Genomic DNA, 24,191 nt, shown 5'->3' with positions numbered 1-24,191 from the left:
ATTGCCCGCAGCGCTTACGGCTCATGCCCCGTGGTTAAGCATTCGAAACCAGCGAGTAACGGGTATTTATGCGGCCCAACGCATAGGTACCAGTGGCACTATCCTACGGCCGTCCCGAACAACGTGCCCAGGATGTACGTCACACCGGCCGCCGCACCACCCAGCGCGAGCTGCCGCAGGCCGCTGAACCACCAGCTCCGCGCGGTCACCCTGGCCACCACGGCACCGCAGCCGAAGAGCCCGGCGAGCGCCAGCAGCAGAGCGGGCCAGAGGGCGGTGGCGCCGAGCAGGAAGGGCAGTACAGGCAGCAGTGCGCCCAGGGCGAACGACCCGAAGGAGGACACGGCGGCGACCAGCGGCGAGGGCAGATCGCCGGGATCGATGCCGAGCTCTTCCCGGGCGTGTATCTCCAGCGCCTGCTCCGGGTCGGCGGACAGCTGCCGGGCGACCTCCCGGGCCAGCGCCGGCTCGACGCCCCGCGCCTCGTACAGCGCGGCCAGCTCGGCCTCCTCGTCCTGCGGGTGCTTGCGCAGCTCCCGCCGCTCGACGTCCAGCTCGGCCTCGACGAGCTCACGCTGCGAGGCGACGGAGGTGTACTCGCCGGCGGCCATGGAGAAGGCACCGGCGGCCAGCCCCGCGAGCCCGGTGATGACAATGGTCTGATGGCCGACGGCCCCGCCGGCCACACCGGTCATCAGGGCGAGGTTGGAGACGAGCCCGTCCATGGCGCCGAAGACAGCGGGCCGCAGCCAGCCTCCGTTGACATCCCGGTGGGTGTGGTTGTCGCGGTGGGCTTCGTGCAGTGTCGCTTGGGTCTCGATGACGGCCATGAAGGTCCCCCAGTAGGTCTTGAAAGCAGGCGGCGGGTCTTGAAAGCAGGTCCTGAAGCAGGCCCCGGATAAGCTGAGGCAAAGCTAAGTTTGGACAAGTTCTATCTTTCGACAACGCTGACAGTACGCCGCGCCATTCCCTGCCGCCAGCAAGGAAAGGCTCGGCTAACCTGCAGCTTTACCCCTCTCCGCTCACCTGTGCGATGAGCCGCACAGATGTCGACCGGGTGATGTGAGGACCTCGAAGGCTGCGGTCAACCGCCGTTGGTGGGACACATCCGCAAACGGTTCCGCGCCGCCGCGCGAAGCCCCTCCCGGAGAGGCCCGCCCATGTCATCGATCGTCTGCGCACCGCCGGTCCCCGCCCCCGACGAGCCCGCCTCGGAACTGCGCGACCGGGCTCGGGGCGCGTTGCTGGGCCTGGCCGTGGGAGACGCGCTCGGGGCACCGGCGGAGAACATGAAGCCCTCCGAGATCCGCGCCCGCTGGGGCCGCATCACGGGATACGTCACCGACAACCCCGCGGGCACGGACGACACGGAGTACGCGATCTTCTCCGGCCTCCTCCTCGCCCGCCACGGCTCTGCGCTCACCCCTGCCCATGTCGAGGCGGCCTGGCACGAGTGGATCGCCGACCGTGCCGAGGGCCCCTTCAAGGGCGCGGGCTTCAGCGAACGCGGCACGCTGGAGAACCTCCGCCGGGGCCTCGCCGCCCCCATCTCCGCCCAGCACCGGCACGCCTGGAGCGACGGCCTGGCCATGCGGGCGGCCCCCTTCGGCGTCTTCGCGGCGGGCCGCCCCGCCGAGGCGGCCCGCCTGGTCGCGATCGACGGCTCGGTCAGCCACGAGGGTGAGGGCATCTACGGCGGCCAGGCGGTGGCGGCGGGGGTGGCGGCGGCGATGGTGGGCGCTCCCCCCACGGCGGTGGTCGCGGCCGCGCTCGCGGTGGTCCCGGACGACTCCTGGACGGCCCGCTCCCTGCGCCGGGCCGTCTCGGTGGCCCACCGCGGCGAACGGGCGGTCCGCTCCGCGGTCGTCATCGGCGGCTACCCGTGGACCGACCTGGCCCCGGAGGCGGTGGCCCTGGCATTCGGCGCGTACGCGGCGGCGGACGGCGACTTCCGGGAAGCGGTGTTGACGGCCGTGAACATGGGCCGCGACGCGGACACGACGGCGGCGGTGGCCGGTGCGCTGGCGGGGGCGACGCGGGGGGAGGCGGCGATCCCGACGGAGTGGGCGGCGGCGATCGGCCCGGCCCGGGGGAGCTGCCTGCCGTCGATGGCGGGCCAGCACGTGCTGGAGGTGGCGGAACTGCTGACGGGCGCGGCGCGAGCGAGGACCGAGCCGGGAGTATCGACGCCGGCCTCACTGCCGACCGAGCCAGGACACTCGACGCCGGCCTCACTGCTGACGGGCGCGGCGCGAGCGAGGACCGAGCCAGCACTCCCGACGCCGGCCTCACTGCCGACCGAGCCAGCACTCCCGACGCCGGCCTCACTGCCGACCGAGCCAGCACTCCCGACGCCGGCCTCACTGCCGACCGAGCCAGCACTCTCAACGCCGGCCTATCCCCCGACCGAGTCGGGTGGTGGGCGGGCGAGGGTCCGGGGGTCCAGGGGGCGGAGCCCCCTGGGCGTCGATCGCAGCGGGGTCCAGCGGTGACCCGGCGTCGTATCGAGGGCCTGCTCCTCGGGCTCGCCGCGGGGGACGCCGCCGGCTGGCCCTCCGCCCGGCACCGCGCCGCCCGGATGCCCGAGTGGACCCGGCGCCTCACCCGCGAACTCGACACCTTCGCCGAGCAGAACGCGACCACCACCCTCCCCGTCCCCATCGCCCTCAACCAACCCCCCGAGCCGCTCCGCCTCGGCCCCTCCGACGACGCCGAATGGGCCGCCTTCGCCGCCGAGGCCGTCCTGCGCGCCGGCGACGACACCCTCCTAGGAGACCTCAGCCGCGAGCTCCGTACCCGCGCGGCCATCGACCTGACCTGGACCGCCGTGGCCTCCGAGGTCGCCGCCGCCGCGGAACGCGCCCCGGAGGTCGAGTCGGCCGTACTCCCCCTGCGCGCCCGTATCTCCGTCCGCGCCGGCCTCGGCAACCTCGCCACCGGCCTGCGCCCGCCCGCCACCGGCCACGACAACCCGCACTACTTCGACGACGCCGCCTGCGTCCGCGCCTGCGCGCTCGCCGTCGCACATCCCGGTGACCCCCAACGCGCCGCCGACCTCGCCGAGTTCGACGCCCGCTACACCCAGGACGGCGACGGGGTGCACGGCGCCCGCGCCATGGCCGCCGCCCTCGCCCTCGCTCTCGTCGGCGCCGAGGTCGAGACCTGCGCGGCCGCGGCCCTCGCCGAACTCCCCGAGTGCACCGAGATCGGCCGCAACGCCCGGCACGCCCTCACCCTCGCCGGCACCGCGGACACCGCGTTCGCCCTGATCCCCCTCCTCGAACACCAAATCGTCGACCACGTCTACAGCTACGGCATCGCCGCCGCCGAGACCGTCCCGGTCGCCCTCGCCCTCGCCACCGCCGCGCGCGGCCGCATCGCCGAGGCCGTTCCCGCCGCCGCATGTCTGTCGAGGGTCGCCGACTCGGCCCCCGCCCTGGCCGGCGCGCTCACCGGCGCCCTCGGCGGCGCCGAGTCGATCCCGTCGTCCTGGCGGGACGCCTGCCGCACCCTCTCCGGCTGCGCCCTCCCCCGCCTCACCGGTACCGACCTCGTGGAACTCGCCGAACTCCTGGAAGCCACACAACCGACCCGTCCAGGTGGATGATTCGGTGCATGACGCCCAAAGGAGAAGAAAGCGCCGGAGCTTCACTCGACGACAGGATCACCGGAGCGCTCGTCGGGGCCGCCGTCGGGGACGCCCTCGGCGGCCCGGTCGAGGGCTACTCCCCCGACCAGATCGTCGAACGCCACGGCGGCCGCGTCCATGGCATCGTCGGCCCCTGGAACGGCGACGCCTGGCGCACCGCCCGCCCCGTCGCGCCGTACCACAAGGGCGACGGCCACGTCACCGACGACACCTTGATGACCCATGCGCTGGTACGGGTGTACGACCACGTCCGCGACCACCTGGACGCGTACGCGATCGCCGACCATCTGGTCCCCGACCTGATGACCAACCCCCGCTGGATCCCGGAGCTGGAGACGGAGACCATCCCCCTCCACCGGATCTTCCTCGCGGAGAAATGGCTGGCGGCCCGCCTCCACTACGGCCATGTCGACCCCCGGGAGGCCGGCGTCGGCAACATCGTCAACTGCGGTGCGGCGATGTACATGGCGCCGGTCGGCCTGGTCAACGCGGGGAATCCGCGGGCCGCGTACGCCGAGGCGCTGGACGTCGCGGGCGCCCACCAGTCGTCGTACGGCAGGGAGGCGGCGGGCGTCTTCGCGGCGGCGGTGGCGGCGGCGGCCTCACCGGGGGCGACCCCGGACTCCGTCGTCACGGCCTGTCTGTCCCTGGCGAAGGACGGCACCCGGACGGCGATCGAACAGGTCTGTGAAGTGGCGTCGCACCACACCGACTTCGAGTCGGCGCTGGGCCCGCTCCGGGAAGCGGTCGCCCCGTACGACACGGTCGGCCCCGACTACCGCGCCCCCTCGCTCGGCGCCCGCCGCCCCTCCCGTCTGCACACGATCGAGGAACTCCCGGTCGCGCTGGGCATGTTGCTGGTGGCGGGTGGCGACTACCGCCGGGCCGTTCTCGGCTGCGTCAACTACGGCCGGGACTGCGACTCGATCGCCACGATGGCGGGCGCGATCGCCGGTGCGCTCGGCTCCGCCGTACCCGAGGAGTGGTCGAAACGGGTCGCGGAGGCGAGCCGGCTGGACCTGTGGGAGCCGCCGCGCGTCCTGGCCGCCGTGACGAGGGAGATCTTCACCCGCGACGCGGAACGCCGCCGCGTCCACGAGGAGTCCTTCGCCCGCCTCGGAGGCCCGAGTTGCTCCGACTGACCTGGGTCCAGCCGGAGGATCTGCTGGGCCACGAGTTGCGCCAGGCACGGCAGGACGGCCGGGAGCCCGCGGCGGTCGAGGCGCGGTGGCGGGCGGCGGGGGGTGCGGATGCTCCCGCGCGAGCCGGGGCGTCGCCGGACCGGGCGTCCCGCTATCTGCGGCAGCTGGCGGAGGACCTGCTCGACGAACTCGCGGACCTGCCGAGCAGGTTGAACGAGCCGACGGGTCTGGAGGACATCAAGGCGCTGTGTCCGGAGTGGCCGAGGGAGCAGCAGGGAGGGGAGTGCGGGCCGTCGTACGGCTGCGGGCCGGTGGGGGCTGGTCGCGCAGTTCCCCGCGCCCCTTACGGGGCGCTGCCCACCCGCGCCTACGAAGCGGCCTGGCTCGGGCGGGCCGTCGGCTGTCTGCTCGGGAAACCCGTGGAGAAACTTCCCCTGCACGCCATCCGGGACCTCGCCCGGGCCACCGGCAACTGGCCGCTGAACCACTACTTCACCGGCCAGGGCGTACCCGCCGATCTGCTGCTCGCGCACCCCTGGAACCGCCGCTCCGCCGCCACCTCACTCGTCGAGAACATCGACGGCATGCCCGAGGACGACGACCTCAACTACCCCCTCCTCAACGTCCTTCTCCTCCAACGCCACGGTCGTGGCTTCACCACCACCGACGTGGCTCAGGTCTGGCTGGACGAACTCCCCGCGGGCCGCACCTTCACCGCCGAGCGCGTCGCCTACCGCAATCTCCTCTCCGGCGTCGAGCCCCCGTACACCGCCCGCCACCGCAACCCCTTCCGCGAATGGATCGGCGCGCTGATCCGTGCCGATGTGCACGGCTGGACCAACCCCGGCGATCCGGCCGCCGCGGCCGAGCAGGCCCACCGCGACGCCACCCTCACCCATACGGCCAACGGCGTCTACGCGGCGATGTTCACGGCGGCCGTCATCGCCACCGCCGCCACCGGAACCCATGACATCCACGCCTGTCTGCGCACCGGCCGGTCCGTCGTCCCGCCCCGCTCCCGTCTCGCCACCGCGATCGACCACGCGATCCGACTCGCCGAAACCCACGAGGACTTCGAGACGGTCGTGGACGAACTCCACCGCACCCACTCCCCCACCCACCACTGGGTGCACGCCATCCCCAACACCGCGCTGATCGCCGCCGCCCTCACCCACGCGGACGGCGACTTCACCGGCTCCGTCACCCGCGCGGTCAGCGGCGGCTGGGACACCGACTCCAACGGTGCGACGGCCGGCTCCGTCGCCGGACTGCTCGCGGGCGACCCCGACGCCCTCCCCGAGCGCTGGACGACCCCTCTCAAGAACCGACTCGCCACCTCCGTCGCCGGCTTCGACGGCACCGGCTTCGACACCCTCGCCCACCTCACCCACCTGGAGGCGACCCGCCCATGACCCATATCGCCGTACTCGGCAGCACGAACATGGACCTCGTCGCGTACGCCGAGCGGGCCCCGCAGCTCGGCGAGACCGTGACGGGACGGGATTTCCGTACGGTTCCCGGCGGCAAGGGCGCCAACCAGGCGATCGCCGCCGCCCGCGCCGGCGCCACCGTCTCGATGATCGGCGCGGTCGGCCACGACGCCTACGGCGTCCGGCTGCGCGAGACCCTCGAACACTCCGGCGTGGACACCGACTCGCTCCGCACGATCGAGTGCCACTCCGGCACCGCGCACATCGTCGTGGACGACGAGGGCGGCAACGCGATCGTCGTGGTCCCCGGCGCGAACGGCACCGTCGACCACCTCTCCCCCGGCGACGAGGGAGTCATCGCCTCCGCCGACACACTCCTCCTCCAGCTGGAGATCCCGCTCGCGGCGGTCGTGGCGGGCGCGCAGGCCGCCCGCCGCCACGGTGTGCACACCATCCTCACCCCGTCCCCCGCCCGCCCCCTCCCGGCCGAACTCCTCGACAACATCGACCTGTTGGTGGCCAACGAGCGCGAGGCCGCGGCTCTCACCGACCGCTTCGACCCGCGGGACGCGGCCGCCGCCCTGCTCGACCTGGTACCGCAGGTCGTCGTCACCCTGGGCGCGGCCGGCAGTCTCTACCTGACCCGCGGCGCCCAGCCCCTCGTCATCCCCGCTCCCCGGGTGACCGCCGTCGACTCGACGGGCGCGGGCGACACCTTCGTCGGTGCCCTCGCGGTAGCCCTGGCCGAGGAGAAGCCGGTCCGCGAGGCCCTGTCCTGGGCGGCCGCCGCGGCGGCGCTCGCCGTACAGCGGGAGGGGGCGTCGACGTCGATGCCGTACCGCCCGGAGATCGAGGCCCAGTACACCGGATGAGTACGACAGCCATGAGTACGACAGCACAGCCCCAGCCCCTCGGCGGTCTGCGCGTCCTCGATCTCGCGACCCTCTTCGCCGGGCCCCTCGCCGCCACCCTGCTCGGTGACTTCGGTGCCGAGGTCATCAAGGTCGAGCACCCCGCCAAGCCCGATCCCTCCCGCGGCCACGGCCCGGCCAAGCAGGGCGTCGGACTGTGGTGGAAGATCCTCGGCCGCAACAAGCGGGCCATCACCCTCGACCTGTCCAAGCCGGGCGGCCGTGCGACGCTGCTGAAGCTCGCCGCGACCGCCGACGTGGTCATCGAGAACTTCCGTCCTGGCACCCTGGAGAAGTGGGACCTGGGGTGGGAGGAGCTCTCCGCCGCCAACCCCGGGCTGATCCTGACCCGGGTCACCGCCTTCGGCCAGTTCGGGCCCTACGCCCGCCGTCCGGGCTTCGGCACCCTCGCCGAGGCCATGAGCGGTTTCGCCGCGATCACCGGCGAGCCGGACGCCCCGCCGACGCTGCCGCCGTTCGGGCTCGCCGACTCCATCGCCGCCCTGGCGACCGCGTACGCCGTCATGACCGCGCTCGCCGCCCGGGACCGTACCGGTGCGGGGCAGGTCGTCGACATGGCGATCATCGAGCCGATCCTGACGGTCCTCGGACCGCAGCCCACCTGGTACGACCAGCTCGGCTACGTCCAGGAGCGCACCGGCAACCGGTCCACCAACAACGCCCCGCGCAACACCTACCGCACGGCGGACGGGGACTGGGTCGCCGTCTCCACCTCGGCCCAGTCGATCGCGGAACGCGTACTGCGGCTGGTCGGGCGCCCGGAGCTGATCGACGAGCCGTGGTTCGCCACCGGCGCCGACCGGGCCGCACACGCCGACGTCCTCGACGCGGCCGTCGGCGCCTGGGTCGCCGCCCGCACCCGCGCCGAGGTGCTGGCCGAGTTCGAGAAGGCGGAGGCGGCGGTGGCGCCGATCCAGGACGTACGGGACGTGATGGAGGACCCGCAGTACCGGGCCCTGAACACGATCACCACCGTCCCCGACCCCGAGCTCGGCCCGCTGCGGATGCAGAACGTCCTCTTCCGGCTCTCCTCGACCCCCGGCGCGATCCGCTGGACCGGCCGTCCGCACGGCGCCGACACGGCCGAGGTCCTCACCGAACTGGGCCTGACCGGGGCGCAGCAGCGGGCCCTGCGCGAGGAGGGCGCCGTATGACCGCCAACGCCTTCCCCCTGACCTGGCTGTACGTCCCCGGTGACCGGCCGCATGTCGTCACCAAGGCGCTGGCCTCCGGCGCGGACGTGGTGGTGATCGACCTGGAGGACGCGGTCGCCCCCGACCGCAAGGAGTGCGCCCGCGCCGCCACCGCCGACCTCCTCACCCAGCCCCAGCCGGTTCCGGTCCACGTCCGGATCAACGCTCTGGACACCCCCTGGGCCAAGGCCGACCTGGAGGCCCTGCTCGGCCTGCCCGGCCTCGACGGGCTGCGTCTTCCCAAGGTGACCGGCCCCTCCGACATCCACCACGTCGCGGCCCGGACCACCGCTCTCCCCCTCTACGCCCTCCTCGAGTCGGCCCTCGGCATCGAGCACGCCTACACCATCGCCGCCGCGCACCCCGCGCTGCGGGGCATCTCCCTCGGCGAGGCCGACCTACAGGCCGACCTGGGCGTACGGGGCGACATCGGCCTCGACTGGTCCCGTTCCCGGATCGTGGTGGCCGCGCGGGCGGCGGGCCTCGCACCACCGCCGCAGTCGGTCCACCCCGACACCCGTGACCTCAAGGGCCTGGCCGCGTCCTGCGCGCACGGCCGCACCCTGGGCTTCCTGGGCCGCGCCGCGATCCACCCCCGCCAGCTCCCGATCATCGAACGCGCCTACCTCCCCACGGAGGCGGAACTGGAGCAGGCCGAGACGATCATCAAGGCGGCCACCACGGAACAGGGCGCCCAAGCCCTCCCGGACGGCAGCTTCATCGACGCAGCGGTGGTGGCAACGGCCCGAAGAACCCTCTCCTTGATCAATCGCCGGTGACATCTCCGTCCGACACCCCCGAGAGCCGGCGATCCCGATCCGCCGGTGTTTTTCCTCCGCCGCGACGATGAGGACCACCGCGGCGGTGTCCGGCGGTGCCGAGCTCGCCTCGGCCCGCCGGTCCGCATACGAAGAGGGCGCCCGGTCCGATCCCGGGCGCCCTCTTCGTCGTATCGCAGCAGGTCAGCTCTGCTTGGTGCCTGACCCGGCCTCGTCCTTGGCTTCGACGTCCTCGTCCTCGGATTCGGCCTCGTCCTTGGAGGCCTCCGCCTCCGAAGCCGCCTCGCCCTCGGTGGCCTCGCCGTCGGCCTCAGCCTTGGCGTCGGCGTCGCTGTCGCCGTCGGCCTCACCCTCGGGGACGCCCGGCTCGACCACGGCCTCCCGGCCCGGCCGCTTCTTCGCCGAGATCACGATGTACAGCACCGCGAGCAGGAACACGATCATCGCGGTCCAGTCGTTGAGCCGCAGCCCGAGGATGTGGTGGGCGTCGTCGACGCGCATGTACTCGATCCAGCCGCGGCCCACGCAGTACGCGGCGACGTACAGCGCGAACGCCCGCCCGTGACCGAGCGTGAAGCGGCGGTCGGCCCACATCACGAGGAAGGCGACGCCGATGCACCACAGCGACTCGTACAGGAACGTCGGGTGGTAGTAGCCCGGGACCCGGCCGCCCTCGGACGAGGTGATGTGCAGGGCCCACGGAAGGTGCGTCTCGCGGCCGTACAGCTCCTGGTTGAACCAGTTGCCCCAGCGGCCGAGGGCCTGGGCGAGGGCGATGCCGGGGGCGATGGCGTCGGCGTACGCCGGGAGCGGGATGCCCCGGCGCCGGCAGCCGATCCACGCGCCCAGCGCGCCGAGCGCGATCGCGCCCCAGATACCGAGACCGCCCTGCCACACCTTGAAGGCGTCCACCCAGTCACGGCCCGCGCTGAAGTACAGCTCGTAGTCCGTGATCACGTGGTAGAGACGTCCGCCGACCAGGCCGAACGGTACGGCCCAGACCGCGATGTCGGCCACGGTGCCGGCCCGCCCGCCCCGGGCGATCCAGCGCTTGTTTCCGAGCCAGACGGCTACGAAGACACCGATGATGATGCAGAACGCGTAGCCGCGCAGCGGGATGGGACCGAGGTGGATCACTCCGCGCGAAGGGCTGGGAATGTAGGCAAGATATTCCATGGCAGGGTCGACGCTACCGTGCCGGACCGGGGCGACGGCAACCAGCCCGGCTACGGCTCCATAACAGGGGCGTGAGAATCGCTTACCCCGCCCTAACCCTTGTTCGCATCCTCGACCAGCTGCTTCAGCTTGGCCGGGGTCATGGTCTGGTCCTGGTAGATGTTCTTGCCGTCGAGCAGCACGGTCGGCGTGCCGCCGAAGTTTCCGGCCTGGAAGGCCTCGTTGGACTTCACGACCCAGGCGTTGTGCGTGCCGTTCCTCACACACTTCTCGAACGTCGGTGTGACCAGGCCGTCGACCTTGCCGGCCAGCTCGATCAGCTTGTCGTCGTTGGAGAACGCGTCGTCCGTTTCCTTCGGCTGGTTCTCGTACAGCACGTCGTGGAAGTCGCGGAACTTGCCCGCGTCCTGGGCGCAGGCCGCCGCGTTGCCCGCGTGCCGGGAGCCGCTGCCGCCGAGGTTGCCGTCGATCAGCGTGGCCAGGTGGTACTCGATTCTGAGCTTGCCGGAGTCGACCAGCTCGTGGAGCGTCGGACGGTACGCCGTCTCGAAGGCCTGGCAGGCCGGGCAGCGGAAGTCCTCCCAGACGGTGAGCGTCGCCTTGGCGCCGTCCTTGCCGACCGGGATCGCGAGGCTGTCCTTGCCCTGCGCGCCGGAGGGCGCCACGACCGGGCCGGAGCTCGCGCTGTTCTTGTCCTTGCCCCTGTTCGCGGCCACGATGCCGATCACTGCGGCCAGGCCCAGGACGCAGACCACGCTCGCGCCCACGATCAGCGCGCGCCGCCTTTTCTCCGCGGCCCTCTGCTTCTCGCGCTCGGCCGCCAGCCGATCGCGGGCCATCCGCTTTCCGTCACGATTCTTCTCGCTCACACCCCCAGAACGAACCGGGGAGGCGCACCGCGCCTCCCCGGTCCCAGGTCCACCCGTTCGAGTGACCGAATGTTCTGCTGTGTCCAGCGGTGTATCTCGCGGTGCCGGATTACGCCTGTCCGCGCACGCCCTTCGCCAGGTCCCCGGCGAGTTCGCGGACGGCCGCCACACCGGCCGCGTCGTCCGGTGCGTCCAGCATCCGCTTCACGAAGGCCGAGCCGACGATCACACCGTCGGCGAAGCCGGCGACCACGGCGGCCTGGGCCGCGTCGGAGACACCGAGGCCGACGCAGACGGGCAGCCCGGTGCCGGTGGCCCGGGTGCGCTCCACCAGGTTCTGGGCCTGCGCGCCGACCGATTCACGCGTACCGGTGACACCCATCAGCGAGGCCGCGTAGACGAAACCGCTGCCCGCCGCCGTGATCGTGGCGAGCCGCTCGTCCTTGCTGCTCGGCGCCACGACGAAGACCGTCGCGAGGCCGTGCTTCTCGGCGTGTTCCCTCCACAGCTCCGACTCCTGGACCGGCAGGTCGGGCAGGATGCAGCCCGCACCGCCCGCCTCGGCCAGCTCGGCGGTGAAGCGCTCGACGCCGTAGCGGTCGATGGGGTTCCAGTACGTCATGACGAGGATCGGCTTGCCGGTGGCCTCGTAGGCCTCCTTGACCGTGCGCATGACGTCCGCGATCTTGACGCCGCCGCGCAGGGCGATGTCGTCGGCGGTCTGGATGACCGGGCCGTCCAGGACCGGGTCGCTGTGCGGCAGCCCGACCTCGACGACGTCGGCGCCGCCGTCGAGCACGGCCTTGATCGCCTCGATACCGCCGTCCACGGTCGGGAACCCGGCCGGGAGGTAGGCGATGAGCGCGGCACGGCCCTCGGCCTTGGCACCGGCGAGGGTGTCGGACAGCAGCTGAATGTTCCCGCTCACTTGGCGTCCCCCTCGATCTCGGCGGTGTCGGCGGCGTCGGCCGCGACCTCGGCGTCGGTGTCGTACAGCCCGAAGTAGCGCGCGGCGGTGTCCATGTCCTTGTCGCCGCGGCCGGACAGGTTGACGACGATCAGCCCGTCCTTGCCGAGTTCCCTGCCGACCTCCAGGGCGCCGGCGAGGGCGTGGGCGCTCTCGATGGCCGGGATGATGCCCTCGGTGCGGGACAGCAGGCGCAGGGCCTGCATGGCCGCGTCGTCGGTGACCGCGCGGTACTCGCCGCGGCCGGAGTCCTTGAGGTAGGAGTGCTCCGGGCCGATGCCCGGGTAGTCCAGACCGGCCGAGATCGAGTACGGCTCGGTGATCTGGCCCTCGTCGTCCTGGAGGACGTAGGACCGGGAGCCGTGCAGGATGCCGGGCTCGCCGGCGGTGAGGGTGGCCGCGTGCTCGCCGGTCTCGATGCCGTGGCCTGCCGGCTCGCAGCCGATGAGGCGGACGCCTTCGTCGGGGATGAACGCGTGGAAGAGGCCGATGGCGTTGGAGCCGCCGCCGACGCACGCGATCGCCGCGTCGGGGAGACGGCCGGCGCGCTCCAGGATCTGGCGGCGGGCCTCGACGCCGATCACCCGGTGGAAGTCGCGGACCATGGCCGGGAAGGGGTGCGGTCCCGCGACCGTACCGAAGAGGTAGTGGGTGTGGTCGACGTTGGCCACCCAGTCCCGGAACGCCTCGTTGATGGCGTCCTTGAGCGTACGGCTGCCGGACTTCACGGCGATGACCTCGGCGCCGAGCATGCGCATCCGGGCCACGTTGAGGGCCTGGCGCTGGGTGTCGATCTCGCCCATGTAGACGGTGCAGTCGAGGCCGAACAGGGCGCAGGCGGTGGCCGTGGCCACACCGTGCTGGCCGGCACCGGTCTCGGCGATCACCCGGGTCTTGCCCATGCGCTTGGTGAGCAGGGCCTGGCCGAGCACATTGTTGATCTTGTGCGAGCCGGTGTGGTTCAGGTCCTCGCGCTTGAGGAAGATCCGGGCGCCGCCTGCCTCCGCGCCGAACCGGGGGACCTCGGTGAGCGCCGACGGGCGGCCCGTGTAGTTGAGGAGCAGGTCGTCGAGTTCGCGGGCGAACTCGGGGTCGTGCTTGGCCTTGTCGTACTCGACGGCGACCTCGTCCACGGCGGCGACGAGGGCCTCCGGGATGAACTTGCCGCCGAATGCGCCGAAGTAGCCCTCGACGCTGGGCACCTGACCGGTGGGGTCAGGGAAGAAGAAATCGCTGGGCATGCCAGAACCTCACGGTGAGTGCGTGTGAAAAGACACTGTTCGCCGTGGGGGCGGGGATATGGCCGATGGCTGCGGGCCGTCAGTGGCCCGTCGCGCCCGCGCGGCGGTAGCCGCGAATCAAATACAGCCCCGCGCCCCTAAAGGGCGCGCTGCCATCGACGGCCGTTCACCTGTCCCGGTTCGTCGCCGATGACGTAGCGGACCCGACGGCCGTGGACCCGGCGTGCCGGGGCGCGGCAACCGCGGGGCCGGCAGCCGCGCGCGAGGCGGGCGTACCGGTCCACTGTCGTCGTCACCGTGAGAGTCATCGGGTTCAGCCTAGCGGGTGATCAGCCCCGGCCGTGCCGGAGCGCGGGGTGTTCGCCCGCCGCCACCAGGTCGGCCACCGCCGACTTGGGGTCGCGGCCCGTGACCAGGGACTCGCCGACCAGGACCGCGTCGGCGCCCGCGTTGGCGTAGGCGATCAGGTCGTGCGGGCCGCGGACGCCGGACTCGGCGACCTTGACGATGTGGTCGGGGATCTCCGGGGCGACCCGCTCGAAGGTGGTGCGGTCGACCTCCAGGGTCTTCAGGTTGCGCGCGTTGACGCCGATGATCTTGGCGCCGGCGTCCACCGCACGCTCGACCTCGTCCTCGTCGTGGACCTCGACGAGGGGGGTGAGGCCGATGGAGACCGCGCGCTCGATCAGCGACTCCAGGGCCGGCTGGTCGAGGGCGGCGACGATCAGCAGCGCGAGGTCGGCGCCGTACGCGCGGGCCTCCCACAGCTGGTACGACGTGACGATGAAGTCCTTGCGCAGCACCGGGATGTCCACCCGGGCCCGGACCGCCTCCAGGTCGGCCAGCGAGCCGCCGAAGCGGCGCTGCTCGGTCAGGACCGAGATGACGGCCGCGCCGCCCGCCTCGTAGTCCGCGGCGAGCCCGGCCGGGTCGGCGATCGCGGCCAGCGCGCCCTTGGAGGGGCTGGAGCGCTTGACCTCACAGATGACCTTGACGCCCTCACCGCGCAGCGCGGCCACACCGTCCTTGGCGGCGGGCGCCTTCGCCGCGCGCTCCTTGAGCTCGTCGAGGCTGACGCGCGCCTGCCGCTCCGCGAGGTCGGCACGGACTCCGTCGATGATCTCGTCGAGCACACTCACGCGAGCGGCCCCCTTCCTGACGGTTCTTCCAGGCGGTCAAATCCCATGAGCCGGAAAACTCATGGTCACTGCGATGGTATCCGCAGGACGGCACAGGCCTCACATCCGGCCGACGCCGGTCCCACTACCTGGACGTTCCCTAGTTGATCAAGGATGCAACCAGCCACCGAACGGCAGGTTCCGGACAACGGTGAAGACCAGCACCAACGCGCCCAGGCTCCACATCTGCACCGGTCTGAGCTCGATCCGGGCGGACCGGCCGCGTACCGCGCGCACCACCCAGACGGTCCACACCACGGCGAAGGCCAGATAGGCGACCACGCCCGCCGCGTTGTCCTGCAGCGCGGCCAGGAAGTCCCCGTGGACGAACGCGTGCGCGCTGCGCAGGCCGCCGCAGCCGGGGCAGTACAGCCCGGTGAGCCGGTAGAGGGGGCAGACCGGGTAGTGGCCGGGCTGGTTGGGGTCGACGGTGCCGACGTAGGCGAAGGCCCCGACGACGGCGGCCAGCACTCCCGCGGGCACGGCCAGCCGTCCCCGGAGGGAAGGCATCGCAGGCGGGGCGGCTGCGGCTGCGCTGTGACTGTGGGCGTTCACGCCTCGCATTGTGCCCCGTACGGTCGGCACACGCACGAGGAGGGGCGCCCGGATCCGGGCGCCCCTCCTCGGGAAAGCTCTGGTCGGTCAGCCCTCGGCGGCGACCGGCTCGCGGGTGACGACCGGGGCGGAGTGCGACATCACCAGGGCGCCACCGTTGTCCCGCTTCGGCATGCCGAGACCCATGGACCGCATGACCATGCCCACGACACCACCGAGGACCACGATCACCATGCCGGCCCAGAAGCCCAGCGGCTGGGCCATCACCATGAAGGCGCCCGCGACGCAGAAACCGATGAAGGCGATGGTGACGCCGGTCCAGGCGGCCGGGGTGTGACCGTGGCTGCTGCCCGCCATGACTTGCTCCTCGTTGCTCGTACGTGTCCTTCCGGACGCTCGACCTCCATTGTCCCGTACGAGTACCGGTGCGGGACGCGGGGGTGACGTCTGATTCGCCACATCGCCTGAAGGCCCCCACCAGCCGAAGCGCCCCGTCAGCTGCAGCGCCCCGTAAGGGGCGCGGGGCTGTATTTGATTTGCGGCTACCGCCGCGCGGGCGCGACCAGCCACGACGGCGCCGCGGACGACACACACCCCCCTCGGCGCCCCCGGCGAAGCGCTACGCGCCGGTCGGGTCCTCGCCCCGGTCCAGCGCCTTCCAGATGTCCTCGGGCCGGTCGGGATCGACCGGCTTCGGCGCGCGGCGCGGCCGCGGGGTACCCGTGCCGCGCTCGTAGCGGCCGGACATGGCGGGCCAGAGGCGGCCGTAGCGCAGCGCGAGCAGCCCGGCGACCAGGATGAGCACGCCGCCGGCCGCGGCGACGTAAGGCCAGCCGGTGTGGGTGAGGGCGTCGACCGTCGCGGAGGTGTCGCCGCTTGCCGTGGCGGCCTTCTCATCGAGCGCGGAGCCGTCGGACGCGCCCAGCAGGGCGGCGGCGGCGATGCCGGCGCCGGAGAGCGCGAGGAGCCCGGAGACCAGGAAACGGCCGGCCTTGCGGACGGCGAAGACGGCGACGAGCGCGGCGAGGCCCACTATGGCGAGAGCCGCGGGGACGCCCGTGACGTCGCTGCCCTTGGCGGTCAGCGGGAAGGCGCCGCCGGCCACCGTCGCGGTGCCCGCCGCCCAGCGCTGCCGGCTGGCCAGCAGGGCCACGGCCGCGCCGAGCGCACCGAACAGCAGCGCGATGGCGAGGCTGCGGCGGCCGGACCGCTCGGTCGCGGCGGCTTCGGAACGGGGGTGAGGAACAGCAGTCACGTACTCCACTATCGCTTGAACCCCGGGCGAACGGTCACCCGGGGTCGAGTGAGAAGCGCCCCACTTGCCCGGTCCGGGCGGCTACTTGCCCAGTCTGTTGGCCGTGTGCACCGCGCGCAGGACCGCCGCCGCCTTGTTGCGGCACTCCTGGTCCTCGGCGACCGGGTTCGAGTCGGCGACGATACCGGCGCCCGCCTGCACATACGCCGTGCCGTCCCGCAGCAGGGCCGTTCGGATGGCGATGGCGGTGTCGGAGTCCCCGGCGAAGTCGAGGTAGCCGACGCAGCCGCCGTACAACCCCCGCCTCGACGGCTCCAGTTCGTCGATGATCTGCATGGCCCGGGGCTTGGGGGCGCCGGAGAGGGTGCCGGCCGGGAAGCAGGCGGTGAGGACGTCGAAGGCGGTGCGGCCCTCGGCGACCTTTCCGGTGACCGTCGAGACGATGTGCATGACGTGCGAGTACCGCTCGACGGACATGAAGTCGACGACCTCGACGGAGCCCGGCTCGCAGACCCTGCCCAGGTCGTTGCGTCCGAGGTCGACGAGCATCAGGTGCTCGGCGCGTTCCTTGGGGTCGGCCATCAGCTCGTCGGCGAGGGCCTGGTCCTCCTGCGGGGTGGCCCCGCGCGGCCGGGTGCCGGCGATGGGGTGGACCATGGCCCGCCCGTCCTCGACCTTGACCAGGGCCTCGGGCGACGAGCCGACGACGTCGAAGCCCTCGAAGCGGAACAGGTACATGTACGGGGACGGGTTGGTGGCCCGCAGCACCCGGTAGACGTCCAGCGCGCTCGCCGTGCACGGGGTTTCGAAGCGCTGCGAGGGGACGACCTGGAAGGCCTCGCCCGCGCGGATGCGTTCCTTGATGTCCTCGACGGCGACCTGGAAGTCGGGGCCGCCCCACAGGGCGGTGTACTCGGGGAGTTCGGAGGGCGGCAGGACGGCCGGGGGCTGGGCGACCGGGCGGGAGAGGTCGGCCTCCATGGCGTCGAGCCGGGCGATCGCGTCGGCGTAGGCCTCGTCGACACCCGTGTCGAGGTCGTTGTGGTTGATCGCGTTGGCGATCAGCAGGACCGAGCCCTCCCAGTGGTCCATGACGGCTAGGTCGCTGGTGAGGAGCATGGTCAGCTCGGGCAGCTTGAGGTCGTCCCGCTCGCCGGGGCCGATCTTCTCCAGGCGGCGCACGATGTCGTAGCCGAGATAGCCGACCATGCCGCCGGTGAAGGGCGGCAGCCCCTCCTGGTGGGGGGTGTGCAGGGTCTCGATGGTGGCACGCAGGGCGGCCAGCGGGTCGCCCTCGACGGGCACGCCGACCGGTGGGGCGCCGAGCCAGTGGGCCTGGCCGTCGCGGGCGGTGAGGGTGGCGGAGGAACGCACGCCCACGAACGAGTACCGGGACCAGGAGCGGCCGTTCTCGGCGGACTCCAGCAGGAAGGTGCCGGGGCGCTCGGCGGCGAGCTTGCGGTAGAGCGCGACCGGGGTGTCGCCGTCGGCGAGGAGCTTGCGGGTGACCGGAATGACGCGCCGGTCGGTCGCCAGCTTGCGGAAGGTCTCGAGGTCCATGGCGGCAGACCTTACTGATCCGAGGCGGGTACGCCGGAATCGGCGCCTTCGTGAGCGTGCTCGGCGTCCTTGAGGAGCACGTCGGCGTCGAAGCAGGTGCGGTCGCCGGTGTGGCAGGCGGCGCCGACCTGGTCGACCTTGACCAGCACGGTGTCGGCGTCGCAGTCGAGGGCGACCGACTTGACCCACTGGAAGTGGCCGGAGGTGTCGCCCTTGACCCAGTACTCCTGGCGGCTGCGCGACCAGTAGGTGCAGCGGCCGGTGGTGAGGGTGCGGTGCAGGGCCTCGTCGTCCATCCAGCCCAGCATGAGTACCTCGCCGGTGTCGTACTGCTGGGCGATGGCGGGGAGGAGCCCGTCGGCGCTGCGCTTGAGGCGGGCGGCGAGCTCCGGGGCGAGGCCGCTGGGCTGGGGCGTACCGGTCGTACTGGTCATGGGTGCCATTGTGCCGCGCGGCACCGACAGTCACGGTCCGTGTCCACTGTCCGGACCGTGTGTGGGGTCGTAGGCTGGCCCCATGTCGACCTTCGCCAAGCGTGAACGGCTTCTGCTCGCCGACCTCTTGGAGACCGCCGGTCCCGAGGCGCCGACCCTCTGCGAGGGCTGGGTGACCCGCGACCTGGCCGCGCACGTGGTGGTGCGCGAACGCCGGCCCGACGCGGCCGGAGGCACGGTGCTCAAGCAGCTCGCGCCACGGCTGGAGAAGGTGACGGCGGAGTTCGCCGCGAAGCCGTACGAGGAGCTGATCCAGCTGATCCGTACCGGGCCGCCGAAGTTCTCGCCGTTCCAGCTGAAGCAGGTCGACGAGGCGGCCAACACGGTGGAGTTCTACATCCACACGGAGGACGTCCGCCGCGCCCAGCCGGACTGGTCGGCGCGCGAGCTGGACCCGGTCTTCCAGGACGCCCTGTGGGCGCGTCTGGAGCGCACCGCGCGGCTGCTGGGCCGGGGCGTGCCGACGGGCCTGGTGCTGCGCCGCCCCGACGGCCAGACGGCGGTCGCCCACCGCGGCGCCCCGGTGGTGACGGCGACCGGTGAGCCCTCCGAACTGTTGATGTTCGCCTTCGGCCGGGTGAACGCGGCCAAGGTCGAGCTGGACGGCGACGAGAACGCGATCACCAAGCTGCACGAGTCGAAGCAACTGGGCATCTGAGCAACCGGGCATCCGAGGAGCGCACGATGATCAAGGTCGCGATGACGAGCGTCTACGTCGACGACGTGACCCGGGCGCACGCCTTCTACACGGACGTCCTCGGCTTCGAGACCCGCACCCACCTCGACCTGGGCGGCGGCACCCTGTTCGTGACCGTCGGCGCGGCCGAGGGGGCCCAGCGGGACCTCCAGCTGCTCCTGGAACCCGGCCAGGGCCCCATCGCGGAGCCGTACCGCAAGGCCGTGTACGAGGCGGGGCTCCCGGCCATCGTCTTCTCGGTGGACGACATCCAGGCGGAGTACGAGCGGCTGAGCGCCCTCGGTGTCCGGTTCACGCACGGGCCGCAGGAGCAGGGGCCGATCATCGCCGCGATCCTGGACGACACCGTGGGCAACCTGATCCAGCTGGCCGAGCCGAAGGGCTGAGGAGCCGAAGGGCTGCGCAGCCGGGGGCCTCAGCGGGGCAGCTCGGCCCGGCGCAGTCCCGGTGCGGCCAGGGCGACGACCCCGCCGAGCCCGCAGACGGCGGCGCTGACGACGTACACCGGTCCGAGCCCGAAGGCGCCGATCGCGGCGGCGGCCAGCGGCATGCTCAGCGGGGCCAGCCCCAGGCTGACCAGGCCGGAGAGGGCCGTGACCCGGCCCAGGTACGCGGGGTCGGTCCGGGTCTGCAGCAGCGCCCCGCACATCGCGCCGCTGAGCCCGGCGAGCAGCCCGATCAGTACGGCGACGCCGACCGCGCCGACCAGGCTCGGCACGAAGGCGAGGGCGCCGATGGCGACCGAGCCGGCGAGGATCGCGTACGCGGCGACCAGACCGGCGCGGGGCAGCCGGCCCCGGACGGCCAGCAGCAGCGCGGCGGCGCCGGCGCCGGCCCCGAACCCGGCGAGCACCCAGCCCATGCCGGCGGCGCCCCAGCCGCGCCGGTCGGCGAGCAGGGTCAGTCCGACGTTGAGGGGACCGACGAAGCCCAGGTCGCCGAGTGCGATGGCGAGCATCAGCGGCGCCAGGACCCGGTGGCGGCGGACATGGGCGAGGCCGGCCCGCAGGTCCTGCCAGGGGGTCGGGGCGGCGGCGCGGTCCTCGGCGGGCAGTTCCCGCACCCGCACGGATATCAGCAGGGGGACGGACACCGCTATCAGCAGCCCGGCGAGGCCGAAGGCGGCCGCCGCGCCGCCGACGGCGACCCCGAGGCCGCCCAGCGGGGCGCCGACGACGCTCGCGAAGCGGATGGCCAGACCGCGCATGCCCTGCACGCGCGCGAGCTGGTCACGGCTGGTCACGCGCGCGGGGAGGGCGCCGACCGCGGGCATGAACACGGCGTCGACGGTGCCGAAGACCAGGGCGAGCGCGGCCAGCGGCCACAGCCCCGGGCCGGTCAGGAACAGCAGCGCCGCCACCGCGAGCACGGCCGCGCAGCGCACGGCGTCGCTGCCGATGACCACCCGGCGCGGCCCCAGCCGGTCGGCGACCACTCCGCCGAACAGCATCAGTACGGCTCTGGGCAGCGCGCTGACGGACATCACCACCCCGGCCTGGGCGGGCGAACCGGCCCGGACGGCGGCCCAGGACAGGGCGATGTAGTAGACGCTGTCGCCGACCATGGAGGAGGCGTAGGCGCCCAGCCAGCGCAGGACGTTGGGGTCGCGGTGGGCGGGGCGGTGGGCGGCGGGAGCGGGAGGTACGAGGGTCGCGGTCACGGAGGTGAGCCCTTCTCAGACGCGGAACGGGAAGCCGTACATGTGCAGCGCGACGTGCTCGCGCCCCTCGGTGTCGCCGTTCGCTTCGGCGGACCGGCCCTTCTCGTCGTACTTCCTGGCCAGCGCGACCAGTTCCGCGCGGAGTTCGTCCAGTTCGGCCGCGGTCAGGCGGAGCAGGGACTCGCTGTCGGGCGCGGCGGCGTTCCATTCGGCGCTCCAGGTGGCGCGCTCGTCGAGGTAGCGGCGGTACATGTCGGCCCGCTGTTCGTGGAAGAGCCGGGTGGCGGCCAGGTGGGCGGCCGCCTTCTCGGGCGCGTCCCGGAAATCGCGGTCCCGGATGCTGATCCCGTCGGAGGCGGGCTGCCACCAGCGCTCCCGGCCGTCCGCGCTCTGCGGCTCGGCCTCTTCGATCAGGCCGTGCTCGGCGAGCTTGCGCAGGTGGTAGCTGACCAGCGAGACGGCCTCGTCCACCTGCTCGGCCAGCTGTGAGGCGGTCGCCCTGCCGGCCACGATCAGGCCCCGGTAGAGCTTCATGCGCAGCGGATGGGCCAGCGCCTTCAGCGTGCCGATGTCGGTGATGTGGAGGTCTCGCTCCTTGCCCGTCATGCCACCGACCCTAGATGCGAAAGAAAAGTTGCGCAATGAATTTTGCGCAACTTCTCTTTCGTATCTGCCCGGCGAAAAGCCCCGGCGCCCATCGCGGGCACCGGGGCTCAAGCTCTGCGCAGCGTCGTCACCGCACGGGGTGGCCCGCCTCCCGCAGCGTCTGCTTCACCTCGCCGATCCTGAGGTCGCCGAAGTGGAAGACGGAGGCCGCCAGGACCGCGTCCGCGCCCGCCGCGACGGCCGGGGCGAAGTCGGCCAGCTTCCCGGCACCGCCGGAGGCGATGACCGGGACCGTGACGTGCTTGCGTACGGCCGCGATCATCTCCAGGTCGTAGCCGTCCTTGGTACCGTCCGCGTCCATCGAGTTGAGCAGGATCTCGCCCGCGCCCAGCTCGGCGGCCCGGTGTGCCCACTCGACCGCGTCGATGCCGGTGCCGCGGCGGCCGCCGTGAGTGGTGACCTCGAAGGAACCCGACTCGGTACGGCGCGCGTCGACCGACAGGACCAGCACCTGGCGGCCGAAACGTTCCGCGATCTCCCGGATCAGGTCCGGACGGGCGATCGCCGCCGTGTTGACGCCCACCTTGTCGGCGCCCGCCCGCAGCAGCTTGTCCACGTCCTCGGCCGCACGCACACCGCCGCCGACCGTCAGCGGGATGAAGACCTGCTCGGCCGTGCGGCGCACCACGTCGTACGTGGTCTCCCGGTTGCCGGAGGACGCGGTGATGTCCAGGAACGTCAGTTCGTCGGCGCCCTCGGCGTCGTAGACCTTGGCCATCTCGACCGGGTCGCCCGCGTCGCGCAGGTTCTGGAAGTTGACGCCCTTGACGACCCGGCCGTTGTCCACGTCCAGGCAGGGGATGACTCGGACCGCCAGGGTCATGAATCCACGGCTCCTCTGTATGCCTCTAGCTCTACTTCCACCAGGATGCGCGGGTCGACGAAACCCTCCACCACCAGCAGGGTGGACACCGGGCGCACCCTGTCGAAGATCTCCTTGTGGGCCCGGCCCGCCGCGTCCACGTCCCGCACATGGGTCAGGTACATCCGGGTGCGGATCACGGACCCGATGTCCAGCCCGAACTCGCCGATCGCGTCGACGGCGCTGGTGAAGGCCACCTTGGCCTGCTCGTACGGGTCGCCCTCCCCGTACAGCACGGTGCCCTTGAAGGACGTCGTACCGCCCACCAGCACTCGGTCGCCCGCCGCCACGGCGCGTGCGAAACCGAAGGACTCTTCCCAGGGACTCCCGCTCTGCACTCGCCGTACGGCATCGGACGTCATCGTGACACTGCCTCCAGTGCTTCTTCCAAGGTGAACGCCTTGGCGTACAGCGCCTTTCCGACGATGGCGCCCTCGACACCGAGGGGTACCAGTTCGGCGAGCGCGCGGAGGTCGTCCAGCGACGACACGCCGCCGGAGGCCACGACCGGCCGGTCCGTCGCCGCGCAGACGTTCTTCAGCAGTTCCAGGTTCGGGCCCTGGAGCGTGCCGTCCTTCGCGATGTCGGTGACGACGTACCGCGCGCAGCCCTCCTTGTCGAGGCGCGCCAGCGTCTCGTAGAGGTCGCCGCCGTCGCGGGTCCAGCCGCGGCCGCGCAGGGTGGTGCCCTTGACGTCCAGGCCCACCGCGATCTTGTCGCCGTGCTCGGCGATGACCTTGGCGACCCACTCGGGGGTCTCCAGGGCGGCTGTACCGAGGTTCACCCGGGTGCAGCCGGTGGCGAGCGCGGCGGCCAGCGTGGCGTCGTCGCGGATGCCGCCGGAGAGCTCGACCTTGATGTCCATGGCCTGGGTGACCTCCGCGACCAGCGCGCGGTTGTCGCCGGTGCCGAACGCGGCGTCCAGGTCGACCAGGTGGAGCCACTCGGCGCCCGACGCCTGCCAGGAGAGGGCGGCTTCGAGGGGGGAGCCGTAGGAGGTCTCGGTTCCCGACTCGCCGTGCACGAGGCGGACGGCCTGGCCGTCGCGGACGTCGACGGCGGGGAGGAGTTCGAGCTTGCTCACAGTGTTCCGATCCAGTTGGTGAGGAGCTGGGCGCCGGCGTCGCCGGACTTCTCGGGGTGGAACTGGGTGGCCCACAGGGCGCCGTTCTCCACCGCGGCGACGAACGGCTTGCCGTGCGTGGACCAGGTGACGAGCGGGGCCCGCATCGAGGCGTTGTGGGTCTCCAGCGACCAGTCGTGGACGGCGTAGGAGTGCACGAAGTAGAAGCGCGCTTCGGCGTCCAGGCCGGCGAAAAGCTGGGAGCCGGGCGCCGCGTCCACGGTGTTCCAGCCCATGTGGGGCACGATCTCGGCCTGGAGCGGCTCGACCGAGCCGGGCCACTCGTCGAGGCCCTCGGTCTCCACGCCGTGCTCGATGCCGCGCGCGAACAGGATCTGCATGCCGACGCAGATGCCCATCACCGGCCGTCCGCCGGACAGCCGGCGGTCGATGATCCAGTTCCCGCGGGCTTCCTTCAGTCCCTGCATACAGGCGGCGAAGGCGCCGACGCCCGGCACCAGCAGCCCGTCCGCGTTCATGGCCTTGTCGAAGTCACGGGTGATCTCGACATCGGCCCCGGTGCGGGCGAGGGCCCGCTCGGCGGACCGGACGTTCCCGAAGCCGTAGTCGAAGACGACGACCTTCTTGGCGGATCCGCTCAATTCCACACCTCCAGCCTCACGACGCCCGCCACCAGGCACATCGCGGCGCCGATCGAGAGCAGCACGATCAGGCTGGTGGGCATCTTCTGCTTGGCGAAGGAGATGATTCCGCCGACCAGGAAGAGGCCGACGACGATCAGGACGGTGGACAGCCCGTTCAT

At 72.2% G+C, this 24,191-nt stretch carries 28 protein-coding genes; 9 read left to right on the top strand and 19 right to left on the bottom strand.

Translation table 11 applies throughout. The features are described from left to right. Positions 1-98: 98 nt before the first annotated feature. Positions 99-830 carry a VIT1/CCC1 transporter family protein gene (locus tag ACIRR9_RS09850; RefSeq protein ID WP_403749410.1) on the bottom strand — a complete coding sequence of 244 codons (732 nt, stop codon included), beginning with the start codon at positions 828-830 and terminating at the stop codon, positions 99-101. Positions 831-1,160: 330 nt separating this feature from the next. Here ACIRR9_RS09850 and ACIRR9_RS09845 point away from each other — a divergent pair, with 330 nt between their 5' ends. Genes ACIRR9_RS09845 through ACIRR9_RS09815 form a run of 7 tightly spaced genes read left to right on the top strand, consistent with a single transcriptional unit; the run spans position 1,161 to position 9,125 of the window. Beyond that, the gene (locus ACIRR9_RS09845; RefSeq protein ID WP_403749407.1) at positions 1,161-2,492 is read left to right on the top strand and encodes an ADP-ribosylglycohydrolase family protein; all 1,332 of its coding nucleotides are present in this window, start codon (positions 1,161-1,163) and stop codon (positions 2,490-2,492) included. Next, on the top strand, positions 2,489-3,607 hold the full coding sequence (locus ACIRR9_RS09840; protein WP_403749404.1) for an ADP-ribosylglycohydrolase family protein: 1,119 nt from the start codon (positions 2,489-2,491) through the stop codon (positions 3,605-3,607). The genes ACIRR9_RS09845 and ACIRR9_RS09840 overlap by 4 nt, the downstream gene beginning before the upstream one ends. Before the next feature lie 8 nt (positions 3,608-3,615). Continuing rightward, positions 3,616-4,791, top strand: a complete 1,176-nt coding sequence (locus ACIRR9_RS09835; RefSeq protein ID WP_403749402.1) for an ADP-ribosylglycohydrolase family protein — start codon at positions 3,616-3,618, stop codon at positions 4,789-4,791. Next, positions 4,779-6,203: an ADP-ribosylglycohydrolase family protein gene (locus ACIRR9_RS09830; RefSeq protein WP_403749400.1), complete on the top strand. Its 1,425-nt coding sequence runs from the start codon at positions 4,779-4,781 to the stop codon at positions 6,201-6,203. The genes ACIRR9_RS09835 and ACIRR9_RS09830 overlap by 13 nt, the downstream gene beginning before the upstream one ends. Beyond that, positions 6,200-7,093, top strand: a complete 894-nt coding sequence (gene rbsK / locus ACIRR9_RS09825) for a ribokinase (protein WP_365335961.1) — start codon at positions 6,200-6,202, stop codon at positions 7,091-7,093. Before ACIRR9_RS09830 ends, rbsK begins: the two co-directional genes overlap by 4 nt. Then, the gene (locus ACIRR9_RS09820; RefSeq protein WP_403749397.1) at positions 7,090-8,307 is read left to right on the top strand and encodes a CaiB/BaiF CoA transferase family protein; all 1,218 of its coding nucleotides are present in this window, start codon (positions 7,090-7,092) and stop codon (positions 8,305-8,307) included. The genes rbsK and ACIRR9_RS09820 overlap by 4 nt, the downstream gene beginning before the upstream one ends. Continuing rightward, the gene (locus ACIRR9_RS09815; RefSeq protein ID WP_403749395.1) at positions 8,304-9,125 is read left to right on the top strand and encodes an HpcH/HpaI aldolase/citrate lyase family protein; all 822 of its coding nucleotides are present in this window, start codon (positions 8,304-8,306) and stop codon (positions 9,123-9,125) included. The genes ACIRR9_RS09820 and ACIRR9_RS09815 overlap by 4 nt, the downstream gene beginning before the upstream one ends. A 183-nt stretch (positions 9,126-9,308) precedes the next feature. Here ACIRR9_RS09815 and lgt read toward each other — a convergent pair whose 3' ends face one another. The 11 genes from lgt to hisI form a co-directional block, all read right to left on the bottom strand. Beyond that, a complete protein-coding gene (lgt, locus tag ACIRR9_RS09810) occupies positions 9,309-10,301 on the bottom strand; it encodes a prolipoprotein diacylglyceryl transferase (RefSeq protein ID WP_403749393.1) in 993 nt (330 codons plus the stop codon). A gap of 92 nt (positions 10,302-10,393) precedes the next feature. After that, on the bottom strand, positions 10,394-11,170 hold the full coding sequence (locus ACIRR9_RS09805; RefSeq protein WP_403749391.1) for a DsbA family protein: 777 nt from the start codon (positions 11,168-11,170) through the stop codon (positions 10,394-10,396). 109 nt (positions 11,171-11,279) lie between these two features. Beyond that, complete coding sequence (trpA, locus tag ACIRR9_RS09800; protein ID WP_365335966.1) at positions 11,280-12,098, bottom strand: tryptophan synthase subunit alpha; 819 nt, start codon at positions 12,096-12,098, stop codon at positions 11,280-11,282. Next, positions 12,095-13,378: a tryptophan synthase subunit beta gene (trpB, locus tag ACIRR9_RS09795; RefSeq protein WP_403749388.1), complete on the bottom strand. Its 1,284-nt coding sequence runs from the start codon at positions 13,376-13,378 to the stop codon at positions 12,095-12,097. Before trpB ends, trpA begins: the two co-directional genes overlap by 4 nt. A gap of 137 nt (positions 13,379-13,515) precedes the next feature. Further along, entirely contained in the window at positions 13,516-13,686 is a 171-nt protein-coding gene (gene trpM / locus ACIRR9_RS09790) for a tryptophan biosynthesis modulator TrpM (RefSeq protein ID WP_366358037.1), read from the bottom strand. Positions 13,687-13,707: 21 nt separating this feature from the next. Further along, complete coding sequence (gene trpC, locus ACIRR9_RS09785; RefSeq protein ID WP_365335968.1) at positions 13,708-14,517, bottom strand: indole-3-glycerol phosphate synthase TrpC; 810 nt, start codon at positions 14,515-14,517, stop codon at positions 13,708-13,710. 147 nt (positions 14,518-14,664) lie between these two features. After that, positions 14,665-15,120, bottom strand: coding sequence for a DUF2752 domain-containing protein (locus ACIRR9_RS09780; RefSeq protein ID WP_403749386.1), 456 nt, complete (start codon positions 15,118-15,120; stop codon positions 14,665-14,667). 78 nt (positions 15,121-15,198) lie between these two features. Continuing rightward, positions 15,199-15,468 carry an HGxxPAAW family protein gene (locus tag ACIRR9_RS09775; protein ID WP_362314344.1) on the bottom strand — a complete coding sequence of 90 codons (270 nt, stop codon included), beginning with the start codon at positions 15,466-15,468 and terminating at the stop codon, positions 15,199-15,201. Between the two features lie 262 nt (positions 15,469-15,730). Then, positions 15,731-16,375 (bottom strand): TIGR02234 family membrane protein, encoded by a 645-nt coding sequence (locus ACIRR9_RS09770; RefSeq protein WP_365335969.1) that lies wholly within the window; start codon positions 16,373-16,375, stop codon positions 15,731-15,733. A gap of 72 nt (positions 16,376-16,447) precedes the next feature. Beyond that, on the bottom strand, positions 16,448-17,926 hold the full coding sequence (locus ACIRR9_RS09765; protein WP_403749384.1) for an anthranilate synthase component I: 1,479 nt from the start codon (positions 17,924-17,926) through the stop codon (positions 16,448-16,450). Positions 17,927-17,937: 11 nt separating this feature from the next. Further along, entirely contained in the window at positions 17,938-18,360 is a 423-nt protein-coding gene (gene hisI / locus ACIRR9_RS09760; protein ID WP_403749382.1) for a phosphoribosyl-AMP cyclohydrolase, read from the bottom strand. Between the two features lie 82 nt (positions 18,361-18,442). Between hisI and ACIRR9_RS09755 the strand changes: the two genes are divergently transcribed. Next, on the top strand, positions 18,443-19,078 hold the full coding sequence (locus ACIRR9_RS09755) for a TIGR03085 family metal-binding protein (RefSeq protein ID WP_403749380.1): 636 nt from the start codon (positions 18,443-18,445) through the stop codon (positions 19,076-19,078). Between the two features lie 26 nt (positions 19,079-19,104). Further along, positions 19,105-19,503, top strand: a complete 399-nt coding sequence (locus ACIRR9_RS09750; protein WP_403749378.1) for a VOC family protein — start codon at positions 19,105-19,107, stop codon at positions 19,501-19,503. 29 nt (positions 19,504-19,532) lie between these two features. On the opposite strand, the gene ACIRR9_RS09745 is transcribed toward ACIRR9_RS09750, so the two are convergent. The 7 genes from ACIRR9_RS09745 to ACIRR9_RS09715 all read right to left on the bottom strand — a co-directional run bounded on the left by ACIRR9_RS09745 (position 19,533) and on the right by ACIRR9_RS09715 (position 24,191). Beyond that, positions 19,533-20,777 carry an MFS transporter gene (locus tag ACIRR9_RS09745; RefSeq protein ID WP_403749374.1) on the bottom strand — a complete coding sequence of 415 codons (1,245 nt, stop codon included), beginning with the start codon at positions 20,775-20,777 and terminating at the stop codon, positions 19,533-19,535. A 15-nt stretch (positions 20,778-20,792) separates the two neighbouring features. Further along, entirely contained in the window at positions 20,793-21,383 is a 591-nt protein-coding gene (locus ACIRR9_RS09740) for an ArsR/SmtB family transcription factor (RefSeq protein ID WP_403749371.1), read from the bottom strand. Positions 21,384-21,510: 127 nt separating this feature from the next. Next, positions 21,511-22,266, bottom strand: coding sequence for an imidazole glycerol phosphate synthase subunit HisF (gene hisF / locus ACIRR9_RS09735; protein ID WP_123977927.1), 756 nt, complete (start codon positions 22,264-22,266; stop codon positions 21,511-21,513). Then, on the bottom strand, positions 22,263-22,667 hold the full coding sequence (locus ACIRR9_RS09730; RefSeq protein ID WP_403749369.1) for a RidA family protein: 405 nt from the start codon (positions 22,665-22,667) through the stop codon (positions 22,263-22,265). Before ACIRR9_RS09730 ends, hisF begins: the two co-directional genes overlap by 4 nt. Beyond that, positions 22,664-23,389, bottom strand: a complete 726-nt coding sequence (gene priA, locus ACIRR9_RS09725; RefSeq protein ID WP_403749367.1) for a bifunctional 1-(5-phosphoribosyl)-5-((5-phosphoribosylamino)methylideneamino)imidazole-4-carboxamide isomerase/phosphoribosylanthranilate isomerase PriA — start codon at positions 23,387-23,389, stop codon at positions 22,664-22,666. The genes ACIRR9_RS09730 and priA overlap by 4 nt, the downstream gene beginning before the upstream one ends. Next, positions 23,386-24,036 carry an imidazole glycerol phosphate synthase subunit HisH gene (hisH, locus tag ACIRR9_RS09720; protein ID WP_403749366.1) on the bottom strand — a complete coding sequence of 217 codons (651 nt, stop codon included), beginning with the start codon at positions 24,034-24,036 and terminating at the stop codon, positions 23,386-23,388. The genes priA and hisH overlap by 4 nt, the downstream gene beginning before the upstream one ends. Next, the gene (locus ACIRR9_RS09715) at positions 24,027-24,191 is read right to left on the bottom strand and encodes a hypothetical protein (RefSeq protein WP_365335979.1); all 165 of its coding nucleotides are present in this window, start codon (positions 24,189-24,191) and stop codon (positions 24,027-24,029) included. The genes hisH and ACIRR9_RS09715 overlap by 10 nt, the downstream gene beginning before the upstream one ends.

Source organism: Streptomyces sp. NPDC101234 (assembly GCF_044767525.1).
In the GTDB taxonomy this organism is placed as follows: Bacteria; Actinomycetota; Actinomycetes; order Streptomycetales; family Streptomycetaceae; genus Streptomyces; species Streptomyces sasae.
This window is presented reverse-complemented; position numbering and strand designations above follow the sequence as displayed.